Source organism: Planctomycetia bacterium, from assembly GCA_015075745.1.
Classification (GTDB): domain Bacteria; phylum Planctomycetota; class Phycisphaerae; order UBA1845; family UTPLA1; genus UTPLA1.
This window is the reverse complement of record JABTTW010000001.1, coordinates 1,362,863-1,389,289: the sequence shown is the minus strand read 5'-3', so window position 1 is coordinate 1,389,289 and position 26,427 is coordinate 1,362,863. Positions and strand designations below refer to the sequence as shown.

General features: G+C 62.6%; 17 protein-coding genes. 10 read left to right on the top strand and 7 right to left on the bottom strand.

Going from position 1 to position 26,427, the window contains the following annotated elements; genetic code table 11:
• Positions 1-19: 19 nt before the first annotated feature.
• The 3 genes from HS101_05445 to HS101_05435 all read left to right on the top strand — a co-directional run bounded on the left by HS101_05445 (position 20) and on the right by HS101_05435 (position 3,952).
• Positions 20-1,432: a sigma-54-dependent Fis family transcriptional regulator gene (locus HS101_05445; GenBank protein MBE7505717.1), complete on the top strand. Its 1,413-nt coding sequence runs from the start codon at positions 20-22 to the stop codon at positions 1,430-1,432.
• Positions 1,419-2,969: a hypothetical protein gene (locus tag HS101_05440; protein ID MBE7505716.1), complete on the top strand. Its 1,551-nt coding sequence runs from the start codon at positions 1,419-1,421 to the stop codon at positions 2,967-2,969. The genes HS101_05445 and HS101_05440 overlap by 14 nt, the downstream gene beginning before the upstream one ends.
• Positions 2,970-3,223: 254 nt before the next feature.
• Entirely contained in the window at positions 3,224-3,952 is a 729-nt protein-coding gene (locus HS101_05435) for a type II secretion system protein (protein MBE7505715.1), read from the top strand.
• Between the two features lie 2 nt (positions 3,953-3,954).
• On the opposite strand, the gene HS101_05430 is transcribed toward HS101_05435, so the two are convergent.
• Positions 3,955-5,616 (bottom strand): response regulator, encoded by a 1,662-nt coding sequence (locus tag HS101_05430; GenBank protein MBE7505714.1) that lies wholly within the window; start codon positions 5,614-5,616, stop codon positions 3,955-3,957.
• Positions 5,617-6,224: 608 nt separating this feature from the next.
• Here HS101_05430 and HS101_05425 point away from each other — a divergent pair.
• The 3 genes from HS101_05425 to HS101_05415 all read left to right on the top strand — a co-directional run bounded on the left by HS101_05425 (position 6,225) and on the right by HS101_05415 (position 10,720).
• The gene (locus HS101_05425; protein MBE7505713.1) at positions 6,225-8,225 is read left to right on the top strand and encodes a cation:proton antiporter; all 2,001 of its coding nucleotides are present in this window, start codon (positions 6,225-6,227) and stop codon (positions 8,223-8,225) included.
• A gap of 139 nt (positions 8,226-8,364) precedes the next feature.
• Positions 8,365-8,922 carry a LemA family protein gene (locus HS101_05420; GenBank protein MBE7505712.1) on the top strand — a complete coding sequence of 186 codons (558 nt, stop codon included), beginning with the start codon at positions 8,365-8,367 and terminating at the stop codon, positions 8,920-8,922.
• A 271-nt stretch (positions 8,923-9,193) separates the two neighbouring features.
• The gene (locus HS101_05415; protein ID MBE7505711.1) at positions 9,194-10,720 is read left to right on the top strand and encodes a DEAD/DEAH box helicase; all 1,527 of its coding nucleotides are present in this window, start codon (positions 9,194-9,196) and stop codon (positions 10,718-10,720) included.
• Positions 10,721-10,777: 57 nt separating this feature from the next.
• Here HS101_05415 and HS101_05410 read toward each other — a convergent pair whose 3' ends face one another.
• The 5 genes from HS101_05410 to HS101_05390 form a co-directional block, all read right to left on the bottom strand.
• Positions 10,778-12,373 carry a YifB family Mg chelatase-like AAA ATPase gene (locus HS101_05410; protein MBE7505710.1) on the bottom strand — a complete coding sequence of 532 codons (1,596 nt, stop codon included), beginning with the start codon at positions 12,371-12,373 and terminating at the stop codon, positions 10,778-10,780.
• A 209-nt stretch (positions 12,374-12,582) separates the two neighbouring features.
• On the bottom strand, positions 12,583-13,689 hold the full coding sequence (locus HS101_05405; protein ID MBE7505709.1) for an alcohol dehydrogenase catalytic domain-containing protein: 1,107 nt from the start codon (positions 13,687-13,689) through the stop codon (positions 12,583-12,585).
• 765 nt (positions 13,690-14,454) lie between these two features.
• Positions 14,455-16,788 (bottom strand): hypothetical protein, encoded by a 2,334-nt coding sequence (locus HS101_05400; protein MBE7505708.1) that lies wholly within the window; start codon positions 16,786-16,788, stop codon positions 14,455-14,457.
• A gap of 827 nt (positions 16,789-17,615) precedes the next feature.
• The gene (locus HS101_05395) at positions 17,616-18,671 is read right to left on the bottom strand and encodes a thiamine phosphate synthase (GenBank protein ID MBE7505707.1); all 1,056 of its coding nucleotides are present in this window, start codon (positions 18,669-18,671) and stop codon (positions 17,616-17,618) included.
• Positions 18,672-18,733: 62 nt separating this feature from the next.
• Entirely contained in the window at positions 18,734-20,326 is a 1,593-nt protein-coding gene (locus tag HS101_05390; GenBank protein ID MBE7505706.1) for a PQQ-dependent sugar dehydrogenase, read from the bottom strand.
• Between the two features lie 135 nt (positions 20,327-20,461).
• On the opposite strand from HS101_05390, the gene HS101_05385 reads away from it, so the two are divergent.
• The 4 genes from HS101_05385 to HS101_05370 are packed head-to-tail and all read left to right on the top strand — an operon-like array spanning position 20,462 to position 25,915.
• On the top strand, positions 20,462-21,154 hold the full coding sequence (locus tag HS101_05385) for an ABC transporter ATP-binding protein (GenBank protein MBE7505705.1): 693 nt from the start codon (positions 20,462-20,464) through the stop codon (positions 21,152-21,154).
• Positions 21,151-23,700 carry an FtsX-like permease family protein gene (locus HS101_05380; protein MBE7505704.1) on the top strand — a complete coding sequence of 850 codons (2,550 nt, stop codon included), beginning with the start codon at positions 21,151-21,153 and terminating at the stop codon, positions 23,698-23,700. The genes HS101_05385 and HS101_05380 overlap by 4 nt, the downstream gene beginning before the upstream one ends.
• Positions 23,697-25,373, top strand: coding sequence for an alkaline phosphatase family protein (locus HS101_05375; GenBank protein ID MBE7505703.1), 1,677 nt, complete (start codon positions 23,697-23,699; stop codon positions 25,371-25,373). The genes HS101_05380 and HS101_05375 overlap by 4 nt, the downstream gene beginning before the upstream one ends.
• Entirely contained in the window at positions 25,370-25,915 is a 546-nt protein-coding gene (locus HS101_05370) for a dual specificity protein phosphatase family protein (GenBank protein MBE7505702.1), read from the top strand. Before HS101_05375 ends, HS101_05370 begins: the two co-directional genes overlap by 4 nt.
• Here HS101_05370 and HS101_05365 read toward each other — a convergent pair.
• Positions 25,909-26,334, bottom strand: a complete 426-nt coding sequence (locus tag HS101_05365; GenBank protein ID MBE7505701.1) for a hypothetical protein — start codon at positions 26,332-26,334, stop codon at positions 25,909-25,911. The genes HS101_05370 and HS101_05365 overlap by 7 nt on opposite strands.
• Positions 26,335-26,427 lie beyond the last annotated feature (93 nt).

The window sequence follows — 26,427 nt, the reverse complement described above, 5'->3', positions numbered from 1 at the left end:
GTCAGATAGGAAGTGTCAAATGGCACGCATCATGATCGTCGAAGATGAACGCGTTCTTGCGAAAAACGTCGCGGAGAAACTCACGGCCCACGGCCACGAAGTGCGAGTGGTGCACACCGGTCGGGAGTCGCTTCCCGCCTTTTCCGAAATGGTACCCGACGTCGTCCTGCTGGACATTCGCCTGCCCGACGCCGACGGGCTGAAGCTGCTGCCCCAGATGAAGGCGGAGTCGCCGCTGACCAACTTCATCGTGGTAACAGCCCACGGCAGCGAGCGCATCGCCGTCGAGGCCATGAAGAACGGCGCCGCCGAATACCTCACCAAGCCCGTCGATCTCGACGAGTTGCAGTTGGTCGTCGCCCGGCTCGTCGAGCACCAGCAGATTTCCGACAACCTCTTCCTCCTCAAGCATCGCGAAGAGCAAAGCAGCGGTCTCGATCGGATTCTCGGCAAATCCGAGTCCATCGAATCGATCAGGCAGGCCATCCGCCGACTCACCCGCCCCGGCGTCCTCGATCGGGGAGATCCGCCGACCGTCCTCATCATGGGCGAGACCGGAACGGGCAAGGACCTCGTCGCTCGGGCGATTCACTATCAGGGCCCGCGCAGAGGCCGGCCGTTTATTCACGTGAACTGTACGGCCCTGCCGTCGTCGCTCTTTGAGTCTGAATTATTCGGCCACGTCCGCGGCGCATTCACCAGTGCTCAGCAGGCCAAGCGCGGCCTGTTTGAAGTGGCCCAGGGCGGCACCCTGTTCCTCGACGAGATTGGCCACATGGAAGCCGATATTCAGGCCAAGCTCCTCCATGCCATCGAGCACCGCGCGATTCGCCCCGTCGGCGGCACTCAGACGCGCCCGATGAATGTCCACGTCGTGGCCGCCACTAACCGTGACCTGCCCGCCGCCGTCGAGAGCGGCGAGTTTCGGCGCGACCTGTACCATCGCCTGCGCGTGGTCGAGATCATCGTCCCCCCGCTTCGCGAAAGGCGCGAGGACGTCGTCCTGCTCGCCAATCATTTCCTGGCGATGCACAGTGCGAAGTTCGGTCTGGGCCGGCGCCGCTTTACCGACGACGCATGTCGCGCCCTCCAGGAATGTGATTGGCGCGGCAATGTCCGCGAATTGTCTCACCTGATCGAGAGTTGCGTCCTTCAGGCCGACTCCGAGTCCATCGACCGCGCTCAACTGCCCTTGCTGTCCGACATGCGCACGCCCGACGTTTCCCTCGGTCTTCCGCACGGTCGTGTCATCAACATGGACTTTGAAAAGGGCCGACCCACCCTGGATGAAGTCGAACACGCGATTCTCGTCGCCGCCTTTGAATACACCGGTCAGAATCTCAGCCGGGCGGCCAGATTACTGGGCATCACCCGCGAGGCCCTGCGCTATCGACTCAACAAGTCCATGGAGGCGGCTCGTGAGAGTGTCTGATCATAGGCCGTCAATCCGAATGCGCGCCCTTCCCTGGCTCGTCATGTTGAGCCTGGTAACGCCTGCGCCGGCGCAGCCCATCGTGGCCACCGACGCCGCCGGCGACGCGACCATTCGACGAACCGACGAAGGAAACGACGGCCCGTTTAATCCCCTCACTCATCGCTTGCCCGATATTGTCGAAACGCGCCTGGGGAAATTCGCACCCGACTTTCCCTGGGCCGATCGTTTCACCGGTCAGTGGAGTTCGGCGGGGCAGTTCGTCCGATTCGACATCGTCTTTGTGGGCTTGATCAATCCGCCCGGTCCCATCGGCTATGACGACGAGTTCCCGACCTACTCCCCATTCTGCTATGGCCCCCACCCGGTCTTCGGCTTTGTCGAGTTTGACCTCGACGCCGATTCGAATACCGGCGGTGAGTTGAGCTATCCTCAGAACAGGTATCTCGCCAACGCCGCCCGATTCGGAGGCATGACCAGCGAAGCGCGCTTTGCCGGTCGGGCTGTGTTACTCGGAAGCATGCTGGACAGTACTTTTTCGACTCCACCCTACGCAGAGCGCAGCGGCGAGGAGTTTCATATCTCTCTTTTCGGGGATCAGATCGAAAGCATCTCGGTCGTTGTCGAAAAGCCCGGCGGCAATCCGGCGGTTTTCGAAGCGGGCGAGACCTGGGTCCTGCGCGGCGAATTCCTCCACCGCGCCCACGGCTTTGAGGATTTTGCATTCAAGTGCGTCGAACGTCCCGGTCGCTACACGCCGGAGACCAAGTTGCGATTCGCGCACGATACAGTCACCAACCGCACCACCGTGTCACTCGTCTACGGCCTGACCAACGGAGCCTGCGCCCAATTGAATGGCTCAAGCATGTCGCCCCAGCCCAACGACGGCTGCGACATCAACGACAATTCCATCGAGGAAGCCCTGCTCGACCTCCAATTCAGTGCCACCTACGCCGATCCCTATATGACCTGGATGCCGGAGTTCCAGCTAATCGCCGGGTGGCAGTACGCCAACGTTTCCTCTGCCATGAACCCTGCCAACTGGCGTACCTGCGTCCTGGTCGGCAGCGCCTACGAATCGCAGCAGCCGTGGGGGGCCAAGTTCATCTGGACCGACATCACGCCCAACGTTCGGACCGGCGACTTCAATGGTGACGGCGCGGTCAATGCCCAGGACGTCGCCGCACTGCTTGCCTTCGTGACCGACCACGACGGACAGCCCGGCTACGACGAGGACAAGAATGGCACAAATGAGAGCATCGACCTCATCAACTTCTCCCCCAACTTCTGTGCCTACGACACGAATTACGACGGTTACGTGACCCAGGCCGATGCCGTCGTTCTCGGGGACAAGAACCTCGACCAGATCCTCGAAACCTCGGATGTGTCCGATTTCGTCCAAGGCCTGCTTTTGCCCCAGGAATACGCCAGTACCCACAATGGGATCACCCCCGATACCCGCGGAGACATCAATGGCGACGGCGTCATCGACGGGCGGGACATCAGTGGCTTTGTAAACCTCCTGCTCGATCAATAGCCCACAATTCTGCTGTCCCCACCCCACGACCCGTTCGGAACCGCCGATCCCACTCCCGTCAACCGGCCCTCCTGCTGTGAAAACCGGCTCCCACCAACGGGTCCGCCACAAATCGGCGTGCTCCCGATTCACTTCCCATCCAAGGTCCTGTATAATCCCAGACGGCGGAGGAAGTTGCGCACCGGTGTCCCGCCGGCAGCGCAGAGTTGACTCATATGATCTGCCCGGCAAGAAGATCTCGAGGCCTGACCCTCGTGGAGTTGCTGATCGCAATCGGCGTGATCGCACTTCTGCTTGCCATCCTCATGCCCGCACTCAGCGCCGGACGCCACGCCGCCAAGGATGTGGAGTGTCGCGCCAAATACCGAACCGTCGTCCAGCGTTTCATTGAGTTTGCCGATGAAAGCGGCGCCGGTTTGCGCGGTGACAGCCAAAACCTCGGAGCCGATCGCTTTCTTCTGGAGGACTTCCAGGAATCGCTCTATCAGGTTCACGAATTCTGGCAGGGGCCCAAGTCCGAATCCGAATTCATCAAGGCCTCCGAGTCGCCGCTGGTGTGCCCCGAAAAAGGCGCTCGGCTGACGCGCCGCTCCGGCGTCCCCTGCAGCGCCGGCGCAGTCGGACCGCAAAAAGAAGTCAGCAGCGGATTCAACAAGCGACTCGACCGCAAGACGCGCTTCATCAAGGGCAAGCCTTTTCCCACCACCGCGTACCTCTCAAGCAGGATACTCACCAATCCTGACGTGCCGCTGGTCTTTGACGTCGCCGGTGAGGTCGCCGTCGAGCGACGAATCTCGCCCTACTATTCCGCGCCGCCCATGAAATACGACGATCAAAAAGACGCCTACGAATCGGGTGTGTCCTGGTTTCCCGCGATGCGTCACATGGGAAGGATGAACGTCGGATTCATCGGCGGCCACGTCCTGTCCACGGACGATCCCGTCTCCGAACCCTGGTCTCGTTGGGAATTCCAGCCGGATTGATCTCAGCTCGCCGGCTGAAATGCGCCCCGAACCTCGGCCAGAAGCTGCTCCACCTTGAAAGGCTTGAACAGAACGGCGTTCAGGCCCTCTTTACGCGCCCGAACGATGGAATGATTCGGGTCATACCCGAAGCCGGTCATCAAGATCACGGCGATGTCCGCATTCAAATCACGCGCCGCCGCGAACACTTCGTAGCCGCTCTTGTGCGGCATTCGAATATCCGCCACCAGCAGGTCAAACGATTGTGCGTTGACCGCGGTAATCGCCGCCGCGCCGTCAGGCGCGGTCTCTACTTCGCAGCCCGCCTTTCGCAGGACCCCGGCGATCGTCTCGCGGATGACCTCCTCGTCGTCCGCCACCAGCACGCGCTTTCCGTAAAGAAGCGGATCGGACGCCGTCGCGGAGCTTCGTCCGAGAATGCCGCCGCGCGGGACCGCCACGTCCTTGACCTTCTGCTTGATCTCCGTGACGTGATCGCAGATGGCATTGAGACGGTGCCGAAGATCGTCGTTGCCGATGTACTCTTCCTTGAGGGTCTGTGCTTCGGTAATGATGTCGTTCAGCGGGCCGGAGATCTCGCCGATCACGTCGTCGGCCAGACGGCCGGTGGACTCATTACGCTCGATGATGAGCAGGTCGAGAATGTTCAGGGCGATGGCGACGTAGCGCGCCAGAATCTCCGCGTATTGGCGATCCTCTTCGTTGAACGCCGCCAGCCGGTCCGACTCGATGTTGAACGCCCCGATGATCCGGTCCTGAAATCGAAGCGGGACCGTCAGCGAACTCTTCGCAGTCTCCAGCCCCTGAAGATATCGCGGGTCTTTCGAAGTATCGTGACAGATGTAGCTCCGGCCCGTCGCGGCGACGTAGCCGCTGATCCCGTTCCCCTCGGGCAGGGCGATGATCTCGTAGTCCTGGCTCTGCGGCGTCATGCCGTGCTGCAGCACGAACTCCAGCCGATTCGTTTTCTTGTCCACCAGCAGAACCGCGAAGTTGTCGAAGTGCAGCAGGTCGTGCATGCAGCGGAGCATCTTCTGCTCCAACAGGTCGATGCGCTCCTCGACGTTCATCGCCGCCGTCGACTCGCCGTCCAGCCGCACCAGCTCCCGGCCCGCCAGATCGATTGCGTCGATCTTTTTCTGCAGCCGCCGGCTGTGGGTCACGTCCCAGACCACCGCCGCGATCTGGATGACCTCCTCGCGACTGTTGAGAATCGGCGAAATCGTGATCTCAAAATACTCGTCTCGCGGGCTCGTCAAACTCACGCGCCGGGCTCGGTGATGCGCCGGTCGCCCGCGGTCGTTGTCATGGGCCGCGCCGAACGTCTTGACGCAGACGCCGCATACCTGCGCGATTAACTCCTCCGGGTAGCTCCGCATCTTGGGGTTCGCCCAGACAAGTCGCCCATTCAGGTTGACGATGCAGACGCCCTGGCCGATGTTCTCCAGAATCATCGCGGACTGCTGATTGACCGCGGCGCGCTCGACCGCCAGAAAATCGCTCTGATCTGAAATAACAAGATCGAAGACGTGGTCCCGCATCGCCGCGACCGCCTCGTCAAACGAAGAAACGGTGACGACCTCAGCGCCTTCCGTCACGCGCGATGTGAGCGGCCCGATCTGCGATCCGGGCCGAATCAACAATAGCACGCGCGGCTGCGCCATCACAATCTCCTTATGCAGTCCCTATTAAACAGCATATGCCTGAATTGGCTTCGATAAAGAATGTCTAACTGAATACTCATGCCAATCCCGTCTGACCTGAACATCTCGTTCCTGCCTGGGCAATCGTACCGGCCTAGTAAAACATTTTAGCAGTCCGGTCGCAGCCTTGCAATTCATAGCGCGATGGTCGTCGAGCTTCTTGGATTATCGGCTGTAAATGCCGATTTGGTGATCCCTCATTTGAATCCCAGGGCCGGGTCTGCCGGGTTGCACGATAAACTCCGCCCGGTGCCATTCACCCCCCTTAGTCAGTTGAATAGTGCCTTTAAGTCCGGCGACCCCGCCGGAGCAGTCATTAACTGAATACTCGGCGACCTCGCATCCGGTCAATACGTCATCAACTCGTTACACCAGATGACGGCCGACGAACCGCAAGTCCTTGCGTTTCTCATAGCGATCGTCGTTTCGTGGCGTTCGCAATGGTCGAGGTACGCGCCCTCCGTCACCGTCGGGCATAACGGCACCGGCGCGGCTCACCGCGTTTCGTGTCTCGCGGCACGCGCAGTCCTTCGCGTGAATAATTTCCCGGTGCGACGTATCATGCCGACATGCACGGATCAAGCTTCCTGACGCAGGCAGCCGTCCTCTTCGGAGCGGCCCTGTGCATTGCGTGGCTTTTTCGCATTTTCCGTGCTCCGGCGATCATCGGATTCCTCTTCGCCGGAATCGTCATCGGGCCCTCGGGGCTTCAGCTGATTCCATCGGAAGCGGTGGAGCAGTTCTCGGAGCTTGGACTCGTGATGTTGCTCTTCACGGTGGGGCTGGAGCTCTCTCCGGAGCCGCTCATACGAAGTGGCCGGCGGCTTCTCGTGGCTGCGGGCATCCAGATCGCGCTGATCGGCGTTGTCGCCTATGCCGTGGGTCAGTTCCTTCACTATTCGAGTTCGGCGGAATCGCTGGTCCTCGCGGCGGCCGTCTCCCTTGCAAGCACGGCGATCGTGCTGAACCAGCTCAGCCAGCAAGGCGAGACGAATTCCGTCGGGGGCACGCTGGTCACGGGAATTCTCCTGCTCCAGGATGTCTTCGTCATTCTGCTGATGCTCTTTCTTCCGCTCGTCGCCGCGGGCACCGGGGCGGGCTGGCAAGAGGCGACCCTGCGCGGCGTCCTGTCGGTCGCCATGCTGGGTGTCGTGACGATGATCGCCCGATGGGTAGTGCCGAGAGTACTTCAGACCATTCTCCGTTACGGCGGTCGCGAACTGCTCACGCTTTTCGCCGTCGTGATGGCAATTACCGGGGCGTGGCTGGCGGGCCTGGCGGGTTGGTCGTGGGCCTTGGGGGCGTGCATTGCAGGGCTCATTCTCTCGCAGACGGACCTGCGTCACCAGCTTTCCGCGGAGATCATGCCGTTTCGATACGTGTTTAATGCCGTCTTTTTTATCTCAATGGGAATGCTGGTCGATCTGTCCACGATTGCGCCGCAGGCGGCGATGATCGGCGCTGCAATCGTCGTCATCCTGATCGCCAAGTGCCTGCTCACGACGGCGGCCGTGCGCCTCGCCGGTTGGCCGCTTCGGTTGGGCATCTATTCGGGGATCGGGCTTTGCACGGTGAGCGAGTTTGGTTATGTGCTGGCGCGCGAGGCCGATCGACTCGGAATCTTGTCCGATGGACACCTTAATCAGTTCACGGCCCTGATCGTCGGAACGATGATGTTCGGCGCGTTTTTCTTCCCGTTGGCCGGTCGGCTTTCCATGGCCGTGCATCAAAGGCTTGCCGGTGGAACTGACTCAGAGATTGAAGTTAGTTCACATGCCCTGGAAATGAAGGACCATGTCCTCATTGTTGGCTTCGGGCTCAACGGGCAGAATCTGGCGAAGGTGCTGAAGGCCACCGGCATTCCATTCATCGTCATCGAAATGAACAGCCGGCTCGCACAAGTCGCCCGCGACGCGAGCAATCGCGTGCTGGTCGGCGATGCGGCGCGGCATGCGATCCTCGACTACGCGGGATTGAGTTCGGCGCGGGCAATGGTCATTGCGATCAACGATCAGGATGCTACCCGGAGAATCGTCGCCCAGGCGAGGTCGCGCCGGCCGGACCTTTATGTGCTAGCCCGGACGAGGTATATCAGCGAATTGGAACATCTGTATCGGCTCGGAGCGCATCAGGTCATCCCCGAGGAATTCGAGACCTCCATCGAAATCTTCGCCCACGTCCTGAAGCACTTTGGCATTCCGGACAACGTCATCGAGGCGCAAATCACCATGATCCGCGCGGGCGGTTACGGAATGCTCCGCGGAAGGCCGGCCGCCGGTGAAGGGCGGTCGGATCTGCTCAGTCTGCTCGAGGCGACCGCCACGCAGACCTTCATGCTCGAATCCGACAGCCCCGCCGCCTCCAAGACGATCCGAGAGATGGATCTCCGGGCGAACACCGGCGTCACAATCATTGCCCTGGTCAGGGGCGGACGGCCTCAAACCAATCCTTCACCGGACACCAAAATGGAAGCCGGCGACGTGCTCGTCCTGGTCGGTGGGCACAAGCAACTCGACAAGGCCAAAGCGATACTTTCCGCGCCGTTGCCCACGCTTGATAAACCGCTTTGATTGGTGAAGCGCACTTTGGACGAGTATCGATGACCGAAGCTCGTTATTGGCGGCCGGTGCAATGGCTGATACGCTCTTGCCGGATGACTCGGGCACGCCGGGAGAGTCCTGACCGGCCATTCAATACGGAGCCAGTCCCATGACCAATGCACTGATTGCTCTTGCCGTCGTCGTCGGCGTCGGGCTTCTCTGGATCATCGTCGCCTATAACGGGTTCGTCCGCCGGCGCATGGACCTGCGCGAATCCTGGGCTCAGATCGACGTCTCGCTCAAGCGTCGCCACGACCTGATCCCCAATGTCGTCGAGACGGTCAAAGGTTACGCCGCCCACGAGAAGGACAGCCTGGAGCGCGTCATCGCCGCGCGCAATCAGGCGGTCGCTGCGAAGACCCCCGTCGAATCCGCGGCCGCCGAAGGCCTGCTGACCGGCGCCTTGCGGCAAATCTTCGCCCTGTCCGAGGCCTATCCCGATCTGAAAGCCAACGCCAACTTCCAGCAATTATCGACCGAGCTCTCCGCCACCGAAAACCAGATCAGCAGCATGCGCCAGCGCTACAACCGCGCCGTCGCCGACTTCAACGAGGCAATTCAGAAGTTTCCCAACCTGCTCGTCGCCGGTCCGCTCGGCTTCCGCGCCGAGGAGTTCTTCGAGCTCGACGATGCCGCCGCAAAGGAAGCGCCGAAGGTAAAGTTCTGACCCCTCGCGGCGCGACCATCGGCTTCTTAAGGCCTCATACCCGACCAGGAGCCCGACCCACCGGCCGAAACTGCCGATTCGCCCAATTCCAGTGCCTTGAGGCTGCCATTGGACATCCAGTCCGCCATGCACTACGATATTGCTTGATTCAACGAGGCAGAAAGCCGTTGGATGATTGCCTTGATCCGATGACTTGATGAGGACGCGACACGCGTCCGGGACATTCGACGGCACTTTCCACTTCTGTCCGCCAATTTCAACAGGAACATTCATGAAATTCGAAGACCTCGGGCTCGCTGAGCCGATCCTTCGCGCTGTGACCGCCGAAGGCTACACCACCCCCACACCCATTCAGGTCCAGGCCATCCCCCAGGTGCTCGAGGGCCACGACCTTCTCGGCTGTGCCCAAACCGGCACCGGCAAGACGGCCGCTTTTGCTTTGCCCATTCTCCACCGATTGATGAAGCCCACCGGCTCCAATGGCCGCATCAGGCCGATCCGAACGCTCGTCCTCTCCCCAACGCGTGAACTCGCTTCGCAGATCGGCGAGAGCTTCCGCGTCTACGGTGCGCATACTGGCCTGCGCGAATTGGTCATCTACGGCGGCGTCGGCCAGGGCCGGCAGGTCGCCGGCATTCGCCACGGTGTTGACGTCCTCGTCGCCACCCCGGGTCGGCTCCTCGACCTGATGAACCAGGGCCACATCGACCTCAGCACCGTTGAAGTGCTCGTCCTCGACGAAGCCGACCGCATGCTCGACATGGGCTTCATCAACGACATCCGCAAGATCGTCGCCAAGGTGCCAAAGGTGCGGCAGACCCTGTTCTTCTCCGCCACCATGCCGCCCGACATCCGCAAGCTCGCCGATGCCATGCTTAACAAACCCGTACTCGTGCAGGTGGCCCGCGAATCCGCCGCCGCCGACAACGTGGAGCAATCCGTCTATTTCCTCAAGCGCCGAAACAAGCCCGCCCTCCTGAACCACCTGCTCGGCACAACGGCGTTCACCCGCTCGTTGATCTTCACCCGCACCCGCCGCGGGGCCAACAAGGTCGTCCGCGATCTCGAGATCGCCGGCGTTCCCTGCGAGGCCATCCACAGCAATAAGAGCCAGAACGCCCGGCTTCGAGCTATGGAAAACTTCAAATCGGGCAGGTCGCGCGTCCTCGTGGCCACCGACATTGCCGCCCGCGGACTCGATATCGATGAAATCTCCCACGTCGTGAATTACGACATGCCCGACACCCCCGAGACCTACGTCCATCGCATCGGTCGTACCGCCCGCGCCGGCGCGTCAGGCTTCGCCGTCTCCTTCTGTGACTCGGACGAGCGATCCCAGCTCAACGCCATCGAGCGACTGATCTGCAAGACGATCACCGTCATTCGCGAACATCCCGAATACGCGCAGGCTGGTGCATCGAATGATGCCGCCGATCGCCCGCGCTCGTCACCGATTCATAATCCCGGACGGCCGAGGCAGGCGACATCGCGACAGCATGGCCACTCGGACAACCGCGACCGCAATGCGCACGCACCGCAGCGAGACAACGCATCGCACGGCAGGCCGCGCCGAAAGAAGCGCCGCGGCGGCAGGCCGGGTCATTCCGGACAGTCCGCGGCTGCCACCCACCATGGACGCGGAAATCAGCCCGCGCCCCAGCGGGATTCAGACGGCCGATCAGCGCCCAAGCGCGATACGACGCAGCGCCCGGCAGCTCACGCCGGCGGAACCGCGACCGCCCAGGCCAAGCCGACCTTCGGCAGCACCAAGCACCGTTCCCGCCGCCGTCGCCGCTAAGTTTCCCAGGCATTGGGCGGTTCATTCCAGCGCCGGCTCGGCGACGGCCGATCGCTTTCATCGCTGCCGATCGAGCTGCCGATAGTTCACCGCCTCGCTGACGTGTTCTGGCAAAATGCGCTGCGACCCCGCAAGGTCCGCAATCGTCCGCGAGATGCGCAGCACCTTGTCGTGCGCCCGTGCCGACAGTCCCAGCTCCGTCATCGCCTGCTTGAGGATCGTCTCCCCGGCGCTGTCCAGCGGACAATGCTGCCGCACCAGCTTCGGGCCCATCCGCGCATTGAGCATCGTCGTCGTCGCACGCGCCGCGGTGAGGACGGCCGTCTCCTCGCGCCCTGCCGATTGCGCCGCCTGCTCCCTCGAAGCCGCGAAGCGCGCATGTTGAACGTTGCGCGCCGCCAGCACCTCCTCGCGCATCTTCTTCGAGTCCGTGCCCACCTTCTTGTTCCGCAGTTCGTCAAACGGCACCGCCGGCACCGTAATATGAATATCAATCCGATCGATGAGCGGCCCGCTGATCCGCGCCCGATACCGCTCGATCTGCATCTGCGAACACTTGCACGGCTTCCGCGGGTCCGACAGATACCCGCAGGGGCAGGGGTTCATCGCCGCCACCATCATGAATTCCGCCGGAAACCGCACCACGCTGTGCGCCCGCGCAATCGTGACGCACCCATCCTCCATCGGCTGCCGTAGCGTCTCCAGGATGGCACGCTGAAACTCCGGGAACTCATCCAGAAACAGCACCCCGTGGTGCGCCAGCGAGACCTCGCCCGCCTGCGGAATCGTCCCGCCCCCCACCAGGGCCGGGCTGCTCGCCGAATGATGCGGCGTCCGCACCGGCCGCGTTGCCATCAGCGTCGCCCCCGACGGCAGCTTGCCCGAAGCCGACCAGATACGCGTCGTCTCCAGCGACTCCGCAAGCGTCAGCGCCGGCAATATCGTCGGCAGACACTTCGCCATGAATGTCTTGCCCGAGCCCGGCGGCCCGACGAGCAGCACATTATGCCCTCCGGCCGCCGCGATAATCAGCGCCCGCTTGGCAAACTCCTGCCCGCGCACATCCGCAAAGTCGAGGTCATACGCCGACGCCTGCGCGAATTGCTGATCGAGATCGACCGTCGTCGGTTCCAGCGGCAGTTGCCCGACGACAAAGCCCACCGCCTCGGCCAGCGATGCCACCGCGATGACCTCCAGCCCGTCGACCACCGCCGCCTCGTTGGCATTCTCGCGCGGCACGATCACCCCGCGAAAGCCCTCGCTCTGCGCCATCATCGCGATCGAAAGCGCCCCCTTGATCGGCCGCACCCGTCCGTCAAGCGCCAGTTCCCCGACGATGACATACTCTTTCAACTCCGGCGGGGCGATGCCGTCGTTGGCGAAGATCATCCCCAGCGCGATCGGCAGATCGAACGCCGGCCCCTCCTTGCGAATGTCCGCCGGCGCAAGGTTGATCACCGTCCGATTGCCCGGCGGCTGGTATCCGCAATTGGTGATCGCCGTGCGAATCCGCTCCAGGCTTTCCTTCACCGCCGCGTCCGGCAATCCGACGATCACCGGCGCGGCAAACCCGCGCGACGAGATATTCACCTCGACCTCGCAGGCGATCGCATCAATACCAAACAGAGTGGCCGTGTGAAGTTGTACCAGCATGACCGGGAAGCCTACCAACGAAAACCCAATTCGCCAAAACCCGACAACCCGAGCGCCCCCGCAATGGCCCCGCCCCCCCGCGCCCCCGTAGGGTGGGCTCTGCCCACCATCGCCCCCGTGCAATTCACCGACCGCTGCGCCCCCGTAGGGTGGGCTCTGCCCACCATCGATGCCGCGTCAATGTGCCGTATTGCGCCCCAGGTCTCCTCCTACCCATTCGGACAAATCACCGCCTTGCCCGTCCGCCAGTGCGCCACTGCGTCCAGCGCCTCGTTCACCTGGTCCAGCGAGTAGCGATGCGTGATGAGCTCGTGAAACGGAAATCGGTCCCCCCGTGCCCGCAGGAACTCCAGCGCCTTGGCCCAATGGTGCGGCTCGCTGCCGTACGAGCCGTGAATCTCCAGCTCCTTCTTGGTGATGTAATGCGGGTTCAGCGGGATCGGCCCGGCGTCGCAGTATTGCCCGAGCACCATGTACCGCCCGCCGTCGCGCGCCAGGTGCCATCCTTCCGACACCGCCGACGGATGCCCGACGCACTCGATCACCACGTCCGCCCCCAGCCCGTTGGTGTTCTCCAAAACGATGCCGCGCCGCTTGTCGGGGTTCTTGATCTCGTCGATGTCGATGGTGATGTCCGCCCCGAAGCGCTGGCACCGCTCCAGTCGATCCTTCGGCCCGCCGATGGCGATGATCGGCCGCGCCCCCGCGTCCGATGCGATGGCGATGGCCGCCAGCCCCACCGGCCCCGCCCCCTGCACCACGCACGACTCCGCCCAGCGCACCGGCATCTTCTCGTAGCCGTGCACGCACGTCACCAGCGCGCAGCCCGCGCCGATGAGCGCTTCCGACGGCAGATCGTCCGCCAGCTTGAAGATCGCCGTCCCCGCGCGCAGATGGTGATACTGCCCATACCCGCCGAGAAAGTGCGGCGCGTGGTTGCACGGCGTGTTCACCCCGTACGCCTTGCGGTTCGAGCAGCGCGACGGCAATCGGTGCAGCCGGCAGTAAAGACACTCGCCGCAAGGCCGGCCCACAGTCCACGACACCCGGTCGCCGTTTTTCAGCGGCGCGCCCAGCCAGTCATTCGCCTCGCCGCCGATCGCCTCCACCAGGCCGACCGTCTCATGCCCCATGATCAGCGGCAGCGGCACCGCCAGCTCGCCCTTGTGCAGATGAACGTCCGTCCCGCACACCCCGGCCATCGTCACCTTCACCAGCACGTCGCCCGCCGCCAGCGCATCCGGCAACGGGAACTCCTGCACTCCAATGGCTTCCTTGAAGGCACTCATCACCGCGGCTTTGGCATTCTTGCTCATAGTCGCCGCATTTTCGGTGCGACGCCGCGCCCCTGCAAGCCGCCGCAAGAACCCCAGTCCGACGAGCCCCGGACTTCCAGTCCGGGCGGCTGAACATCCACCGTGGGCAATCGTCCGCAAGCGGCCGCGCGCCCATGCCGGCCGGTTTTTCGCACGCACTTCGCGCCAAAAGAGAAGGTGACATAAGGTGACACACGCGATTTTTTTCGTTCGCAACTCTCGTGTCGGGCATGTGTTGGGGCGCTTCGATATTTTGGCGTTTTTTGAGTGACATGAGGCCGAAACACTGCGGCAGCCCGCCGAGTTCCGACGGCTGTTTGCCGAACGCTGATCGTTTCGTGCGCCAAGGTCATGCTGGTACTCCTCGCACCAACCACACTTGCTCCCCGTGCGCGCCTACACAGCTGCCTGCGCGAGATGCCGCCTCGCGCATCTCGCCTGGCAAATCGACCAACCCGCATCGGTTCGATTGATTTGCACCTGGCCCAGTTGCCCGCAATCAACTCAATCAACTCGCATCCGGCTCGTTGAACCTGCAATCGACTCGATGAACCCGTTATCCATTTGATTAACCAGCATCTACCCCGATAAATCGGCAATCGGCACGATCAACCTGCCTCCGGCCCGAAGGGCCAAAAGTGAGTAGGCAGGGGCATCGCCCCTGTACCGCGAGCCCACCCCGCGCAAAGCGACCCCGAAGGGGTCGCATCTCCCGCGCGCGCCAAAAAAATACTTAATTAAGAAATCAAATCCGCCCGTGCCCGATCAAGGATGATTCAGCACTGCGTCAACAAAGCTTGCGATATCAAGTGCATCGACCCGTGACGTGCCGTCATCGAATACGTCCCGGTTCGTATTGGCGATGTAGCGACCGCACCCGGTGAGGTTCTCCGGCTCCAAAATGGCGTTCACAAACCGGCTCACATCACCCGCGTCGATCACATGGTCGCAGTTCATATCTCCGACCCGGCAGACCGGCGCTAATCGCGCGACGTAGTAATTGTCCGTCGACCACTCAAGGGGGTAGGGATAGTCGCCGCCCACCACCAGTTCGCCATTCCACGCTTGCAATGCATAAACTTCGCCGCCCAGACTCGCGGCGACATCCTTCCAATTCTCACCGTCCCAGCGAGCGATGTACCCGGAGTTCCCGTCGGGCACCCAGAATGAACCCGATGCGTAGAGTTCATCGTTGTACGTCGCAAAGTCGTTGATTCCATAGCCGCCAAACCCGGTGCCCAACGGCGTCCAGTTGTCACCACCCCACTCGGCGACATTGGCAGTCGGCACGCCGTCCGCCGTTGAAAATCCTCCGCCGACGATCAGCTTGTCATGGTGGACCGCCAGCGCCGACACGCCGCCGTTCAGTCGCGGACCGACGGGAAGCCACGTCTCCCCATTCCATCGCGCGAGGTACGGAATGTCCTGCCCGTCCACGCTGGTGAAGTTGCCGCCCACTATGAGCTCGCCCTGAAAAACCTCCAATGCCAGTACGATCCACGAAGTTCCTGTTCCAAGTGAACGCCACGTCGTCCCGTCCCATCGGGCAATGTTGTTGACGACCACGCCGCCGGCGCGGCTGAAGCTGCCCGCGATGACGAGTTCGTCGCGGTATTCCACCATCGCGGCAATGGTCAAAGGAGAATCCTGCGCAAGGGCGGTACTGACCGCGGACCACCTCTGCCCGTCCCATCGCGCCAGGCTGTTGGCAGGCGTGCCGTCAACCGCGCCAAACACACCGGCCACGATCAGGTCTCCGCGAAATGTCATCATCTCGTCGATAATCCCGACGTGACTGGCCATTCTCGACCACCGACCGTCTCGGTATCGAGACAGATAATTGATATTCAGTTCGCTGCTAAACTGAGACATCCCGGCCGCAATCAACTCACCGTCGTACACGCCAAACGAATAAACTGGACCGATGAGACCGTCGCCGACTCTTTGCCACTCGCTACCATCCCAACGGGCGAAGTTCTGCACATCAACGCCGCCTCCGGCGACGCCGAATGTACCTCCGACGTACAAGTCACCGCCCAGTTGGCCCAGCGCATACACTCTGCCGCCGTGGGCGTATCCGATCCCCTTGCCGACATGGTCCCACGTCACACCATTCCAGCGCGCGATTCTTTGAGTCAGCACGCCCCCTACACCTCCGAACTCCCCTGCCGCGATCAACTCCCCGTTGAACACGCGCAGTGCATTAACCGGTCTGTTGGTTTCGCCCATGGAATGCCACGCGACGCCATCCCATCGAGCGATGTTGTTGACGACAATGCCGCCCGCTTCATAGAAATATCCCCCGGCGATCAAGTCGCTATTGAATTCCGCAAACGCCGATGCGCCGCTCGATGAGAAACCGCTCCCAAGCGCACGCCACGTTTCCCCGTTCCATGCAGCGATGCGATTGGCGCTGATGCCGCCTGCCATCGTGAACGATCCGCTGACGATCAATTCTCCATTCATGACATGCAGCCCATACCCGATCGGTGGGGATGTGCCCGACACCCCCGATCCCAGCGGCTGCCACGACTTGCCGTCCCACATCGCAAACCCGGGCGTCGAGACGCCGTCGACCTCCGAAAGGGACCCGGCAATCACCAGGTTCCCGTTGAAGCTCGCGAACGCGCTGACATACGCAAGCAAAGAACCGCGCGTCACGTTGCCGACCGTCTGCCACTCGGCGCCATCCCACCGAAGTACGCGAGGCGGAAGTCCGTCGCTGTTCTTATAGACGCCCGCATACAACTGCCCGTCGTGAACACCAAGAGCAGTGACCCCAGCGCGGAACAGCCCGTTGTCCATCGCCCGCCATTGCATTCCGTCCCATGCGGCCGCATGGCGCGTCAGCACATTGCCCGCCGCTTCAAATATCCCGCCGACAACAAGTATCTCACTCTGCGGTCCGTCGCCGTCCGGGTCCCAGTTGATCATCGACGACACCCCGCCATCGACCCCCGGCAGACCCGCGCCGGGAAGCCAGTCGTATTCGCACTGTGCAAGAGTGGACGCCGGCGGACTCAACAGATACGCGGCCATCGCAACAAGCGCTGGAAGTAGTGTCGCCACGCGACGCCGAATGTGAGAAGTTCTTGTCACGCGATGCACCGGCCCTTGCTGCAAGTCGGCCCAATCGTGGAATCAGTCGCGAATCAGGCCACGCGAATTCCGGAATGCTGACGGGTCACCGACGAAGCATGTTCGTGCATGACCACCTTGATTATAACTAACTGGAGAGCCCCGGTATTCCCTTAAAACGGTTCGACCGTAACAAAGGCGTTAGCGCGGATTACCTTGCAATCCGTCCGAAGCCCACGGACGGCCGTCCATGGGCTTCCCCAGCAATCCCCGACACCCCCAAATTCACGCCGCCCGCGCGCACGCCGAGCAAGTATTAACCAAATGGAAACAAACCCACCCCGGCCCCGCAGGAGTTAGCGCGCGATGTCCGAGTTTTCGGCAATCCCAACCTCAAGCCCCAGGCCCCGGGTCCGCGAAATTTCGACGTTTCGACGTTTCGATTTTTCGACGTTTCCACCCAAAAACCACCCAAAACGCGAACCGCCCCAACACACGCCCGCCACAAGACTTGCCAGCGAAAAAAATCGCGTGTGTCACTATATGTCACCTTCGGATTTGCACGACTTGCGCGCGTCCCGCGCCCCGATCCGAGCCGCGCGCGTCAGCAAGCGGTACCAGAAAAGCCGGATACCCGATCGCACTCAACGCCAACCGCCGACGCCAACTGTGTCATCGCCCTTGCATTTTCCTGGACCCTCTCAAATGCCCCCGCGACCCCGTCCCGCCCAAACTCTCCCCCATTTCGACGATCCGACTTTTCGCTTTTTCGACTTTTCCAGACCCTGCCCCAACACATGCCCGCCACAAGAGTTGCAAACGAAAAAAATCGGCTGTGTCACCTTATGTCACCTTGGAGTTTGCCGCTCGTCGCACGAAACCGCCCCGCGAATCTCCCGCGCAGCCGTAGCCACATCGCTCGCCGAGATCACCGCATGACTCACCGCCACCGCAAACGGACTCCGGCAAACCAGCCCCGAGACATTGCCCGCCGTGATCCCGCCGATCGCCACAATCGGCAGATCAGTAAGCCCGGCAGCCTTCTCGAGCAGTCGCGCCCCGGCGACCTGTACATCCGGCTTCGTCGCCGAAGCGAACATCGGGCCCACCGCAATGTAATCCGGCCGCTCCTCGATCGCCGCCGTAATCTCAGCGGCGCTGTGCGTGCTCTTGCCCACCAGCACAGTCGGCCCGGCAATGCGCCGAACATCCGCGACCGAAAGATCGCTCTGCCCCACATGAACGCCGTCAGCCCCGCACAGTCGGGCAATGTCCGCCCGATCGTTGATAAACAGCAGCGCCCCGGCGGCCTCGGTCATCGCGCGAAGCCGCACCGCCCGGGCCAGCAGCTCCCGGTCGTTCAGCGATTTCTCGCGCAGTTGAATCACATCGGCCCCGCCCGCCATCGCCGCCTCGCAGGTCGCCAGCCAGTCCCCCTTGCAAAGCTCGGCGGTGACGAGCACGTGCAGCCTCGCCTCGCGCAGCCGCCTGCGCCGCGGCGAAGTCAAAAGCGCCTCCTGCTCGATCGAATACAACCGGTAACGCATCTGCTCCACGGCAGCGGCGGCAGATGGATCGACGAGCTTACCATATTCCTCAATGCACCGAAGCGACTCACCAAGCCGCTTCGCCGCGGCCGATGCGACCGCCGTTGTGTCCGCCCGCTGATGCTCCGCGTCCGTCGTGATTTGCGTGCCGACGTCGCCTGGCGTGTCCCGACAACTAAGTGCGTCGGCTGGCAGGAGTCGCGCGCCCGCCGCCGTCAGCTCGTGGCGCAGATGCTTGAGCGAATCCGTCAGCCCCGCGTCATCCAGCGCGAATCGCGCATGCTCCTCCAGCACGCGCAGACCCTCGCGCGCCCGGTTGAAGTTGGCATCGAGTATGCGCAGCGCGGCAGCGTCCATGATGGGGGATTGTATTCGATCGTCGGCAGGCTTCGCCACCGCCGGCGATGGCGCGGCGAGCTTTACGGGCAGATCGGGCTCGGATCGCCGATGCCGAGCAGCTTGTCGGTGAACGAGTCGATATCGACAGTCGAGAGGCTCAGGTCGATGTTCATGTCGGCGCAGTAGCAGCCCAGCGCCGTCGCGACGCCTCCGAGATAGCAATCGACGAACGATTGCACGTCGGCCCCGTTGGTGGAGTTGTCGCCGTTCATGTCGCCCCGGCACGTGGCGCACTGACACTCGTCCGGCACCTCGTCGAGGTTCACATCGGTGCTGACCATCGCGAGGATGTCGCAGGTATCGCGCGCGGCGTTGCCGTTGCAGTCCGGCCCGACGAAAGTGGCGGGGACGATCTTGAAAATCTCCCCGCCGTGATCGACAAGATAGATTTCCCCGAAGGCGTCCTCGCCGAACGACGCAATCGAGTTAATGGCAAGCGCGCCCGGCGGATCGAGCTCGGCCGTACGCTCTTCAAAGCTGGAAATGGAGACACCGTTGTAACGGAAGGACCAGATGCGCGAACTCTGGAAGTCGGCATAAAAATAGACGCCCTTCAGATCCGGTATCGCGCAGCCGCGATAGACATAGCCGCCGGTGATGGAGACGCCGAACGCATGGCCATACTCCTGAATGGGACAGACCAGTCCGCTGCCGCCCGGGCAGTTCAGCGAACAGGTGCACCCGGTCATGCCGGTGCAGTGGTTGCCCTCCATGCATCGCCAGCCGAAGTTCTGTCCGCCCGCGGTGCCGAACGGGATGTAGTCGATCTCCTCCCACGCGTTCTGCCCGACGTCGGCGATGTACAGCGCGCCCGTCGAACGATCGAACGACGCCCGCCACGGATTGCGAAAGCCGTAAGCAAATATCTCATCGGCCCCGGCCACGCCGGCGAACGGGTTGCTTGGCGGGATGGTGTAGAGCTTCTGCGGGTCGGCGGGGAAACCGTCATCGTCGGCGCTGCCCATGATGTTGTCCGGCCCGTCGACGTCGAGGCGAAGGAGTTTGCCCTGCAGGAGGTTGATGTTCTGCGCCCGGTTGCTCGGGTCGTTCTGTCCGCCGCCGTCGCCGAAGGTGCAATACATGTAGCCGTCAAAGGTGAAGTCGAGCCATCCGCCGCGATGGTTGGCGTTGGGCTGGTCGATGTAAAGCACAATCTCACCGCTGCCCGCGTCGGCGATGTCAGGATTGCCGCTCACGCGATATCGAGCAATCACGGAGTCGCCGGTGTTCTCGATGTAGTTGACGAAGAAGTAGCCGTTCGACTCATAGCCGGGGTGAAACGCCATCCCGAGCAGGCCCCATTCCAGCGTCGTGGAGTTCACAATGGGGTCAATATCCAGAAACGGCGTCGGCAGAAGCACGCCGTCCTTGATGATGCGAATGCGCCCCGCCTTCTCCAGCACAAACAGCCGATGAAAGTCGCCCGGCGCGTGCGTCAGATAGAGCGGCTGAGAAAGCCCGTTGGCGACGAGCTGCGTGGTCAGCGGCGTGCCCCCGGCATCGGCGCGCTCGGGCAAGCCGCAGAGCGCCGAGATCACAGAGGTCCACAAGATACCCGCGGCGCATGACTTGATGGCGACCGCTCGCGACGCCCGACCGAATTGTCCTTGCACGTTGATGCTCCCTCCAGGTGACTGTGGTGTCGGAAAGCCCGGCCACCCCTCGAATCACTATCGTATCGAATCGGGCCGGTCGACAACAAGCGGGGCTATGGCTTGTTTCGGGCAGGCGTTAGGATTCGCCGATCTATGCTGCTCTTCGATGGCGTCACAAAACTCTATGACCGCCGCGGCATCGCCACGCGGGCCCTGGACGGACTCTCCCTCAAACTGGAGCGCGGGGAATTCGTCGCCGTCGTCGGACCGAGCGGCTCCGGCAAGAGCACGCTGCTGCACCTGGCGGCGGCGCTGGACGTCCCGACATCCGGCAGGGTGTGCTTCGACGGCCGCGACATTTCCACGATGAGCGAGACCGAGCGGACCGATCTGCGTCGATACCGCATCGGCCTCGTGTTTCAGTTTTTCAATCTCCTGCCCACGCTGACGGTCGATCGCAACATCGCACTTCCCCTCCTGCTCGACGGTCGCAGCGCCGGTGAAGCGGCCGATCGGGCACATGCCCTGCTCACGCACATCGGCCTGAAGGATCGCGCCAAGTCTCTTCCCGATGAGCTGTCCGGCGGACAAATGCAGCGCGTGGCCATTGCCCGGGCACTGATTACGAATCCTGACTTACTCCTCGCCGACGAGCCGACGGGCAACCTCGACTCTACGACAAGCGCGGAGATCATGGCCCAGATCCGCGAGACAGCTCACCAAAGCGGCCGAACGACGCTGCTCGTCACGCACGACATGCAGGTGGCGAAGATGGCCGACCGGATCGTTCACATCCGCGACGGGAAAGTGGAATCCGACGTCGCGACAGGGAGCGTCCACGCGTGAACGTCCGCGCCGTCATGCAGCAGATGCTCTGCACCACGCCGTCGCACCTTCGGCGATACCCGCTGCGGTACGCGCTGTCGGTCGTTTCAATTTCCGTGGCCGTGGCGCTCTTCGTCTCGATGCGCGGCACACAGGCCAGCATCACCGCCGCATTTCGCCGCAACGTCGAGGCGCTCGCCGGCGGCGCGGAGTTTCGACTTAAGGCGTCCGACAAATTGCGCATGGTCGACCTCGCGGCCGTCGAGTCGGTAGCCGGCGTCAAGGCGGCGCCGATCGTGCAGGGCGCGGCGATCATTCCTGAAGACCGGCAGACGATCATGGTTGTGGGGCTCGATGCCCGGCGAGACGCGGCCCTGCGAAATCTCCAGTTTTCCGACGACCTCAAGCTTGATCTGCCGACGCTGCTGATGCGCAGGAATGCCTTCGTGGCGCCGGCGGGAATCGTGGAGCTGCGCGGATGGAAACTCGGCGGCGAAGTCAAGCTCTCCGGGCCGAGCGGCGTCACGACGTGTCATCTCGCCGGCATTCTCGCGGCCGAGGGTCCTGCGCGGGCCCTGGGCGGCAATATCGTTTTCATGGAAATCAGCGCGGCACAGAGGCTGCTCGCGCGCGGGGATGCCATTGACCGCATCGATCTTGCCCTTGGTGGTGGAGCGACGATCGAGGCCGTGCGCGCGGCGGTTCGTCCCGAGTGCCGGGTTGAGTCCGTTGGCGGCGGTGATCCGACGTTTGAATATCTCTACGCCCAGTTTCAGACGATTCTCGTTACGGTCAGCATGATCGCGTCCGTGATCGGGCTCTTCATTGTCTATAACACAATGTCGCTATCGGTGGTGCAACGAGCCAAGGAGATCGGAACGCTGCGCGCGCTGGGCTCCCGTCCGCGCGAGATACTCCTCGTCTTCACACTGGAGGCCGCGCTGATCGGGCTCGTCGCCTCGGTCATCGGCGCATTTGGTGGGCGAGCCATTGCGGGCGAGGCCCTGCGCGGCGTGGCGAAGACGCTCTCGATCATGATGGACCTGGGCGACATTCGGCTCATCATTCCCACCGATGCGTGGTTGCTCGCGCCGATTGTCGGAGTCCTCGCGGCTGTTGCGGGGGCCTTCGTTCCGGCGAGGGCGGCCGCGAATCTGCCGCCGGTCTCGGCGATGCGGCCCGCCGAAGTGGAGCGCACGCTTCAACTTCGCGCGGGCCTCTGGCTGGCCTGCGGTGTCGCGCTGATCGCATTGTGCGTCGTTATTGTTCGCCATCCGCGAACGGAGTGGAAGCCGACCGTTTTCGGATTGATGGCGGCGATGATCGGGCTGGCGCTGGTGGGGCCTCAAGTATTGATCTGGGCGACGCCTGCGATCCGTGCATTGGGCGCGAGGTTGTCGAGCGTCCCGCTGACGATGGCGCTCGAGAGTATCGTGAAATATCCCTCGCGAACGTCGCTGACGATTGTGGCGCTGGGGGGCAGCCTGAGCCTGGTCATCGCGGTGACGGCGCTGGTCGGCGGTCTGCGACGGGAGATCGACCGCTGGATCGACAATATCTTTGCGTTTGACCTGATGATCCAGATGAACGACATCGCCACGTCGGCCTATCCGGCGGGGACGTTTCCGAGTGAGCTTCTCGCCGAGGCTCGCAGTGACCCAGAGTGTCGAAACGCGTATGGCGTGCGCGTGCGACTCATGCCGTTCGGCGGCGATGAGATCATGCTGATCGCCTACGAGCCGGAGATCTTCGAGCGGATCAAGGCCGAACGCGGCGTCACGACAGACGCGGACACCGCCTCGCAGTCCATCGCCTCCTTTAGAGCCGGCAATGTCGCCGTCTCGCGGAACTTCGCGCGGATACACGGCGTGGACGAAGGCGACGTCATCGAACTCCCCACGCCGCAGGGGCCGCGCAGCTACAAGATCGGCGCGGTCCAGACCGACTATTCCTGGTTTCGCGGCGTCGTGTTCATCGACCTGCCGCTTTACCGAGAGACCTGGGACGATTCGTCATTGTCATACGTTGATATTCAGGTGAAAGACGGCGAGGCCATCGAGCCGTATCGCGCCAAGCTGACCGATCGCTGGGCGAACCAGTACGGGTTGTTTGTCTATCGCACCTCCAACCTGAAAGAGAACGTTGACGCCTTCATGCGCGACTGGTTTGCCCTGGCGAATCTGCAACTGCTGCTCGCGGTGATCGTCGGCGGCGTCGGCGTGGCCAACACACTCCTGGTCTCGCTGCTCACGCAGACGCGGCAGATCGGTCTGCTGCGCGCGATCGGGGCCTCGACCGCACAAATCCGGCGCATGCTCGCCGGCGAGGCGACCATGCTCGGTCTGGCGGGCGGCTTGGCGGGCTGCATCATCGGCATGGCGACGGTCGAGTATCTTGTCCTGCCTATGTCGGTGAAGGCGACGGGCTATGATCTCCCGATTGTCCGACCCTACGGGGCGATGGCCTACGCCGTCGCGGCGGCGATCCTCATTGCGCTGACCGCTGCCATCCTCCCGCTCAGAGCGGTGAAGCGCATCGACGTGACGACGGCCATTGGGTACGAATGAACCGACGCCAATTCATCATCACCATCCTTTACTCCGCCTTGCTCATCGCGCCGGCAGGCTGCGGGCGACAGCCCCTGGTTCTGTCAATTTCGGACAAGGTCGAGCGACCGGCTCGTAGCGCCGTCATTTTTTTCGTCGACGGAATGGACGAGTCGCGGATGAATGAGCTGCTCGCGGAGGGCAGGCTGCCGAACATCGACAAGCGCTTCGTCAAAGGCGGCGTCCGGGTTAACAATGCCGTCACGTCGTTGCCCGCGATGACCTATCCCAATACCGTCTCGCTTTTCACCGGTTGCTTTCCCGGGCATCACGGGATCATGTGCAATCAGCTCTTCGATCGCCACCGTCTGACCTGGATCGACTACATCACCCTTGAAAACTATCAGCACGTCAATCAAGACTTCACGCAACCGACGCTTTACGAGCTGCTCGATGATCGCTTCACGGTCAACGTGCAGTGCCACACTCAGCGCGGCGTAACGCATTCGTTCGATAACAGGATTGAGACCGGTCCCGCGTGGTTTCTCGGCTGGCACATACCGGTGAATCAATATGTCGCCTCGTGCATCGAGCAGGTGGGCACGCTGGCCGAGCGAGTCCGGCAGTGGCCGTCCGTGCTCACGTTTTACTTTCCTGGCCTGGATGCCGCCGGGCACGCGTATGGATCGCATACCGACTACTACGCAAAGGTCTTTGAGGACGTTGACTACCAGATCGGCCGTGTTACCAACGCAATGGAGTCGGCCGGTTTGCTGGAGACTTCATACCTGATTCTGGTGACGGATCACGGACACCCGCGGGCCAGTGAGGCGAAGGCGTTCGACCTTGGCGCGTGGTTATGCCGGACTCGGGGCATCCGATGCCGCGAGGGAGACGTTCCCGGCGCCGGATACGCGGAACGGTTTTCATTCCTGGATAAGTACGACGCCATGCTGGTGGACGGCTCGCATCGACGCGTCGCCGTTTTTCTTCGGGGCGACAAGGGCTGGGGGGAAGACCCAAGCACGGAGCGGGTGGTTCAGTTCATCGACGGTCCGACTGCGACAGGCAGCCATCAGGCTGAATCGTGCCGTATTGCCGATCTACCGGCGGTGGCCTTTGTGTGTCGAAGCCTGGACCGCGACCGGGTCGAGGTTCGATCGGCGCGGGGAATCGCGGTGGTGGAACGGCAACTGGCCGGTTCGATGAAGGAGTACCGAGTCGTCTCCGCCGATGGTGCGTTGGCGGACGTCGCGGCCGATGCAATGGGCCTGACCCAGTCGCCGGACTTGGCGAGGTTCGCCCGCGAGGGCTGGCACGATTCGCGGCAATGGCTTGCCAAGACGGTTGAATCCAGTTGTCCGGACTTCGTGCCGCAGATCATTGAGTACTTCGACTCGCCGCGCGCCGGGGATCTCGTGATCTTCATGGCACAGGGTTGGCTGCTTGCCGGCAACGGGTGCGGCGAGCACGGCTCGTGTCTCGCGGAGGACATGCGCATTCCGTTGTTCTTCGCCGGTCCGGAGCTTGCCAGCGGCGCATCGATCGAGTGCGGCCGGCTCGTCGATGTCATGCCGACGCTGCTCGAATTGTTGGGCGAGTCGGATCGGCTCAAGCGCCATCCGCCGATCGACGGGGTCAGCCTCGCGCCGCAGCTTCGCTCGGCAGCACGTGACGAGGCGGCAAGACCATGATGCTTCGCCTGCTCATCCACGCCGCGTTTTATCCATCGCTCTGGTTCAATCGCCTGATGTGCGCGCTGGGTGTCTGGCATCAGGCCGACTGGGTGGATGAACATATCGCCATTGGTTCACTCCCTTCGCGCGGAGACCTGGCCCGGCTCAAAGCGCAGGGCGTGACCGCGGTAGTCAACCTTTGCGAGGAGTTCGCCGGAGACGCGGCGACACTTGCCGAATTGGGGCTGGAGCAACTCCACCTGCCGACGCTGGACTATCACTGTCCGGCCGAGGACGACCTGCGCCGCGGACTGGAGTTCATTGACGATCGCATCTCGGCGGGCGGCAAAGTGCTGGCACATTGCAAGGCGGGCAGGGGGCGCAGCGCCATCCTTGTCCTGTGTTACCTCATGATGCGCGATCGCATCGATGCAAATGCAGCGCTGGCAATCCTGAAACGGGCACGCCCGGGGGTCGCGCGCGGGATAGAGCGGTATTCGGCGGTTCGGTCGATCGAACGCAGCGCCTTGGCGGAGTCGGTCGATGGGGCGGGTCAGTAGGAGAGTACCCGATTGAGAATGCGCGCTTCCATGTAGCCATCGCGGCCCAGGGCAACCCACTCGCGGGAGGCCCCGCCGAGGGCGGTCTCGCCGGTGATGGTGGGCAAGTCGCCGCTAAAGCTCCTGATCGCGGACGAGGCGGTGGTGATCTGATAGTCGGGTGTGCTCAGGATGTACATATCCACCTGCACGTCGATGACCCATTGCTGCTCGCGAAGAAAGCGAATCGTCACCTTCCGTTGAATCGTGTGCAGCGAGGACATCGCCAGGCTGTACCAGTCGGCGACGTCCTGCCGCCAGGGCTCGTGCCATTGCATGCTGGTCGTGGGAAATGTGGTGATGATGCCCGTGGCGCGATCCTGCCGGTCCGGCTGGAAGTCGAGCTTGCGAAGCACAGAAAGGGCCGAATCCCAAAGCACGTCGATATCCTGAGAGGCGACGGCCGACTCGGTCGGCTCCTGGGGCGGCGCCGGCCGGCTGCAGCCCGAAGGTTGCGCGAATACAATACTGAT

Coding starts and splice junctions, on each gene's coding strand:
- HS101_05370 (MBE7505702.1), top strand. CDS start 25,370: ATGATGCTTCGCCTGCTCATCCACGCCGCGTTTTATCCATCGCTCTGG.
- HS101_05420 (MBE7505712.1), top strand. CDS start 8,365: ATGACCAATGCACTGATTGCTCTTGCCGTCGTCGTCGGCGTCGGGCTT.
- HS101_05410 (MBE7505710.1), bottom strand. CDS start 12,373: ATGCTGGTACAACTTCACACGGCCACTCTGTTTGGTATTGATGCGATC.
- HS101_05385 (MBE7505705.1), top strand. CDS start 20,462: ATGCTGCTCTTCGATGGCGTCACAAAACTCTATGACCGCCGCGGCATC.
- HS101_05405 (MBE7505709.1), bottom strand. CDS start 13,689: ATGAGCAAGAATGCCAAAGCCGCGGTGATGAGTGCCTTCAAGGAAGCC.
- HS101_05395 (MBE7505707.1), bottom strand. CDS start 18,671: ATGGACGCTGCCGCGCTGCGCATACTCGATGCCAACTTCAACCGGGCG.
- HS101_05425 (MBE7505713.1), top strand. CDS start 6,225: ATGCACGGATCAAGCTTCCTGACGCAGGCAGCCGTCCTCTTCGGAGCG.
- HS101_05415 (MBE7505711.1), top strand. CDS start 9,194: ATGAAATTCGAAGACCTCGGGCTCGCTGAGCCGATCCTTCGCGCTGTG.
- HS101_05375 (MBE7505703.1), top strand. CDS start 23,697: ATGAACCGACGCCAATTCATCATCACCATCCTTTACTCCGCCTTGCTC.
- HS101_05430 (MBE7505714.1), bottom strand. CDS start 5,616: ATGGCGCAGCCGCGCGTGCTATTGTTGATTCGGCCCGGATCGCAGATC.
- HS101_05445 (MBE7505717.1), top strand. CDS start 20: ATGGCACGCATCATGATCGTCGAAGATGAACGCGTTCTTGCGAAAAAC.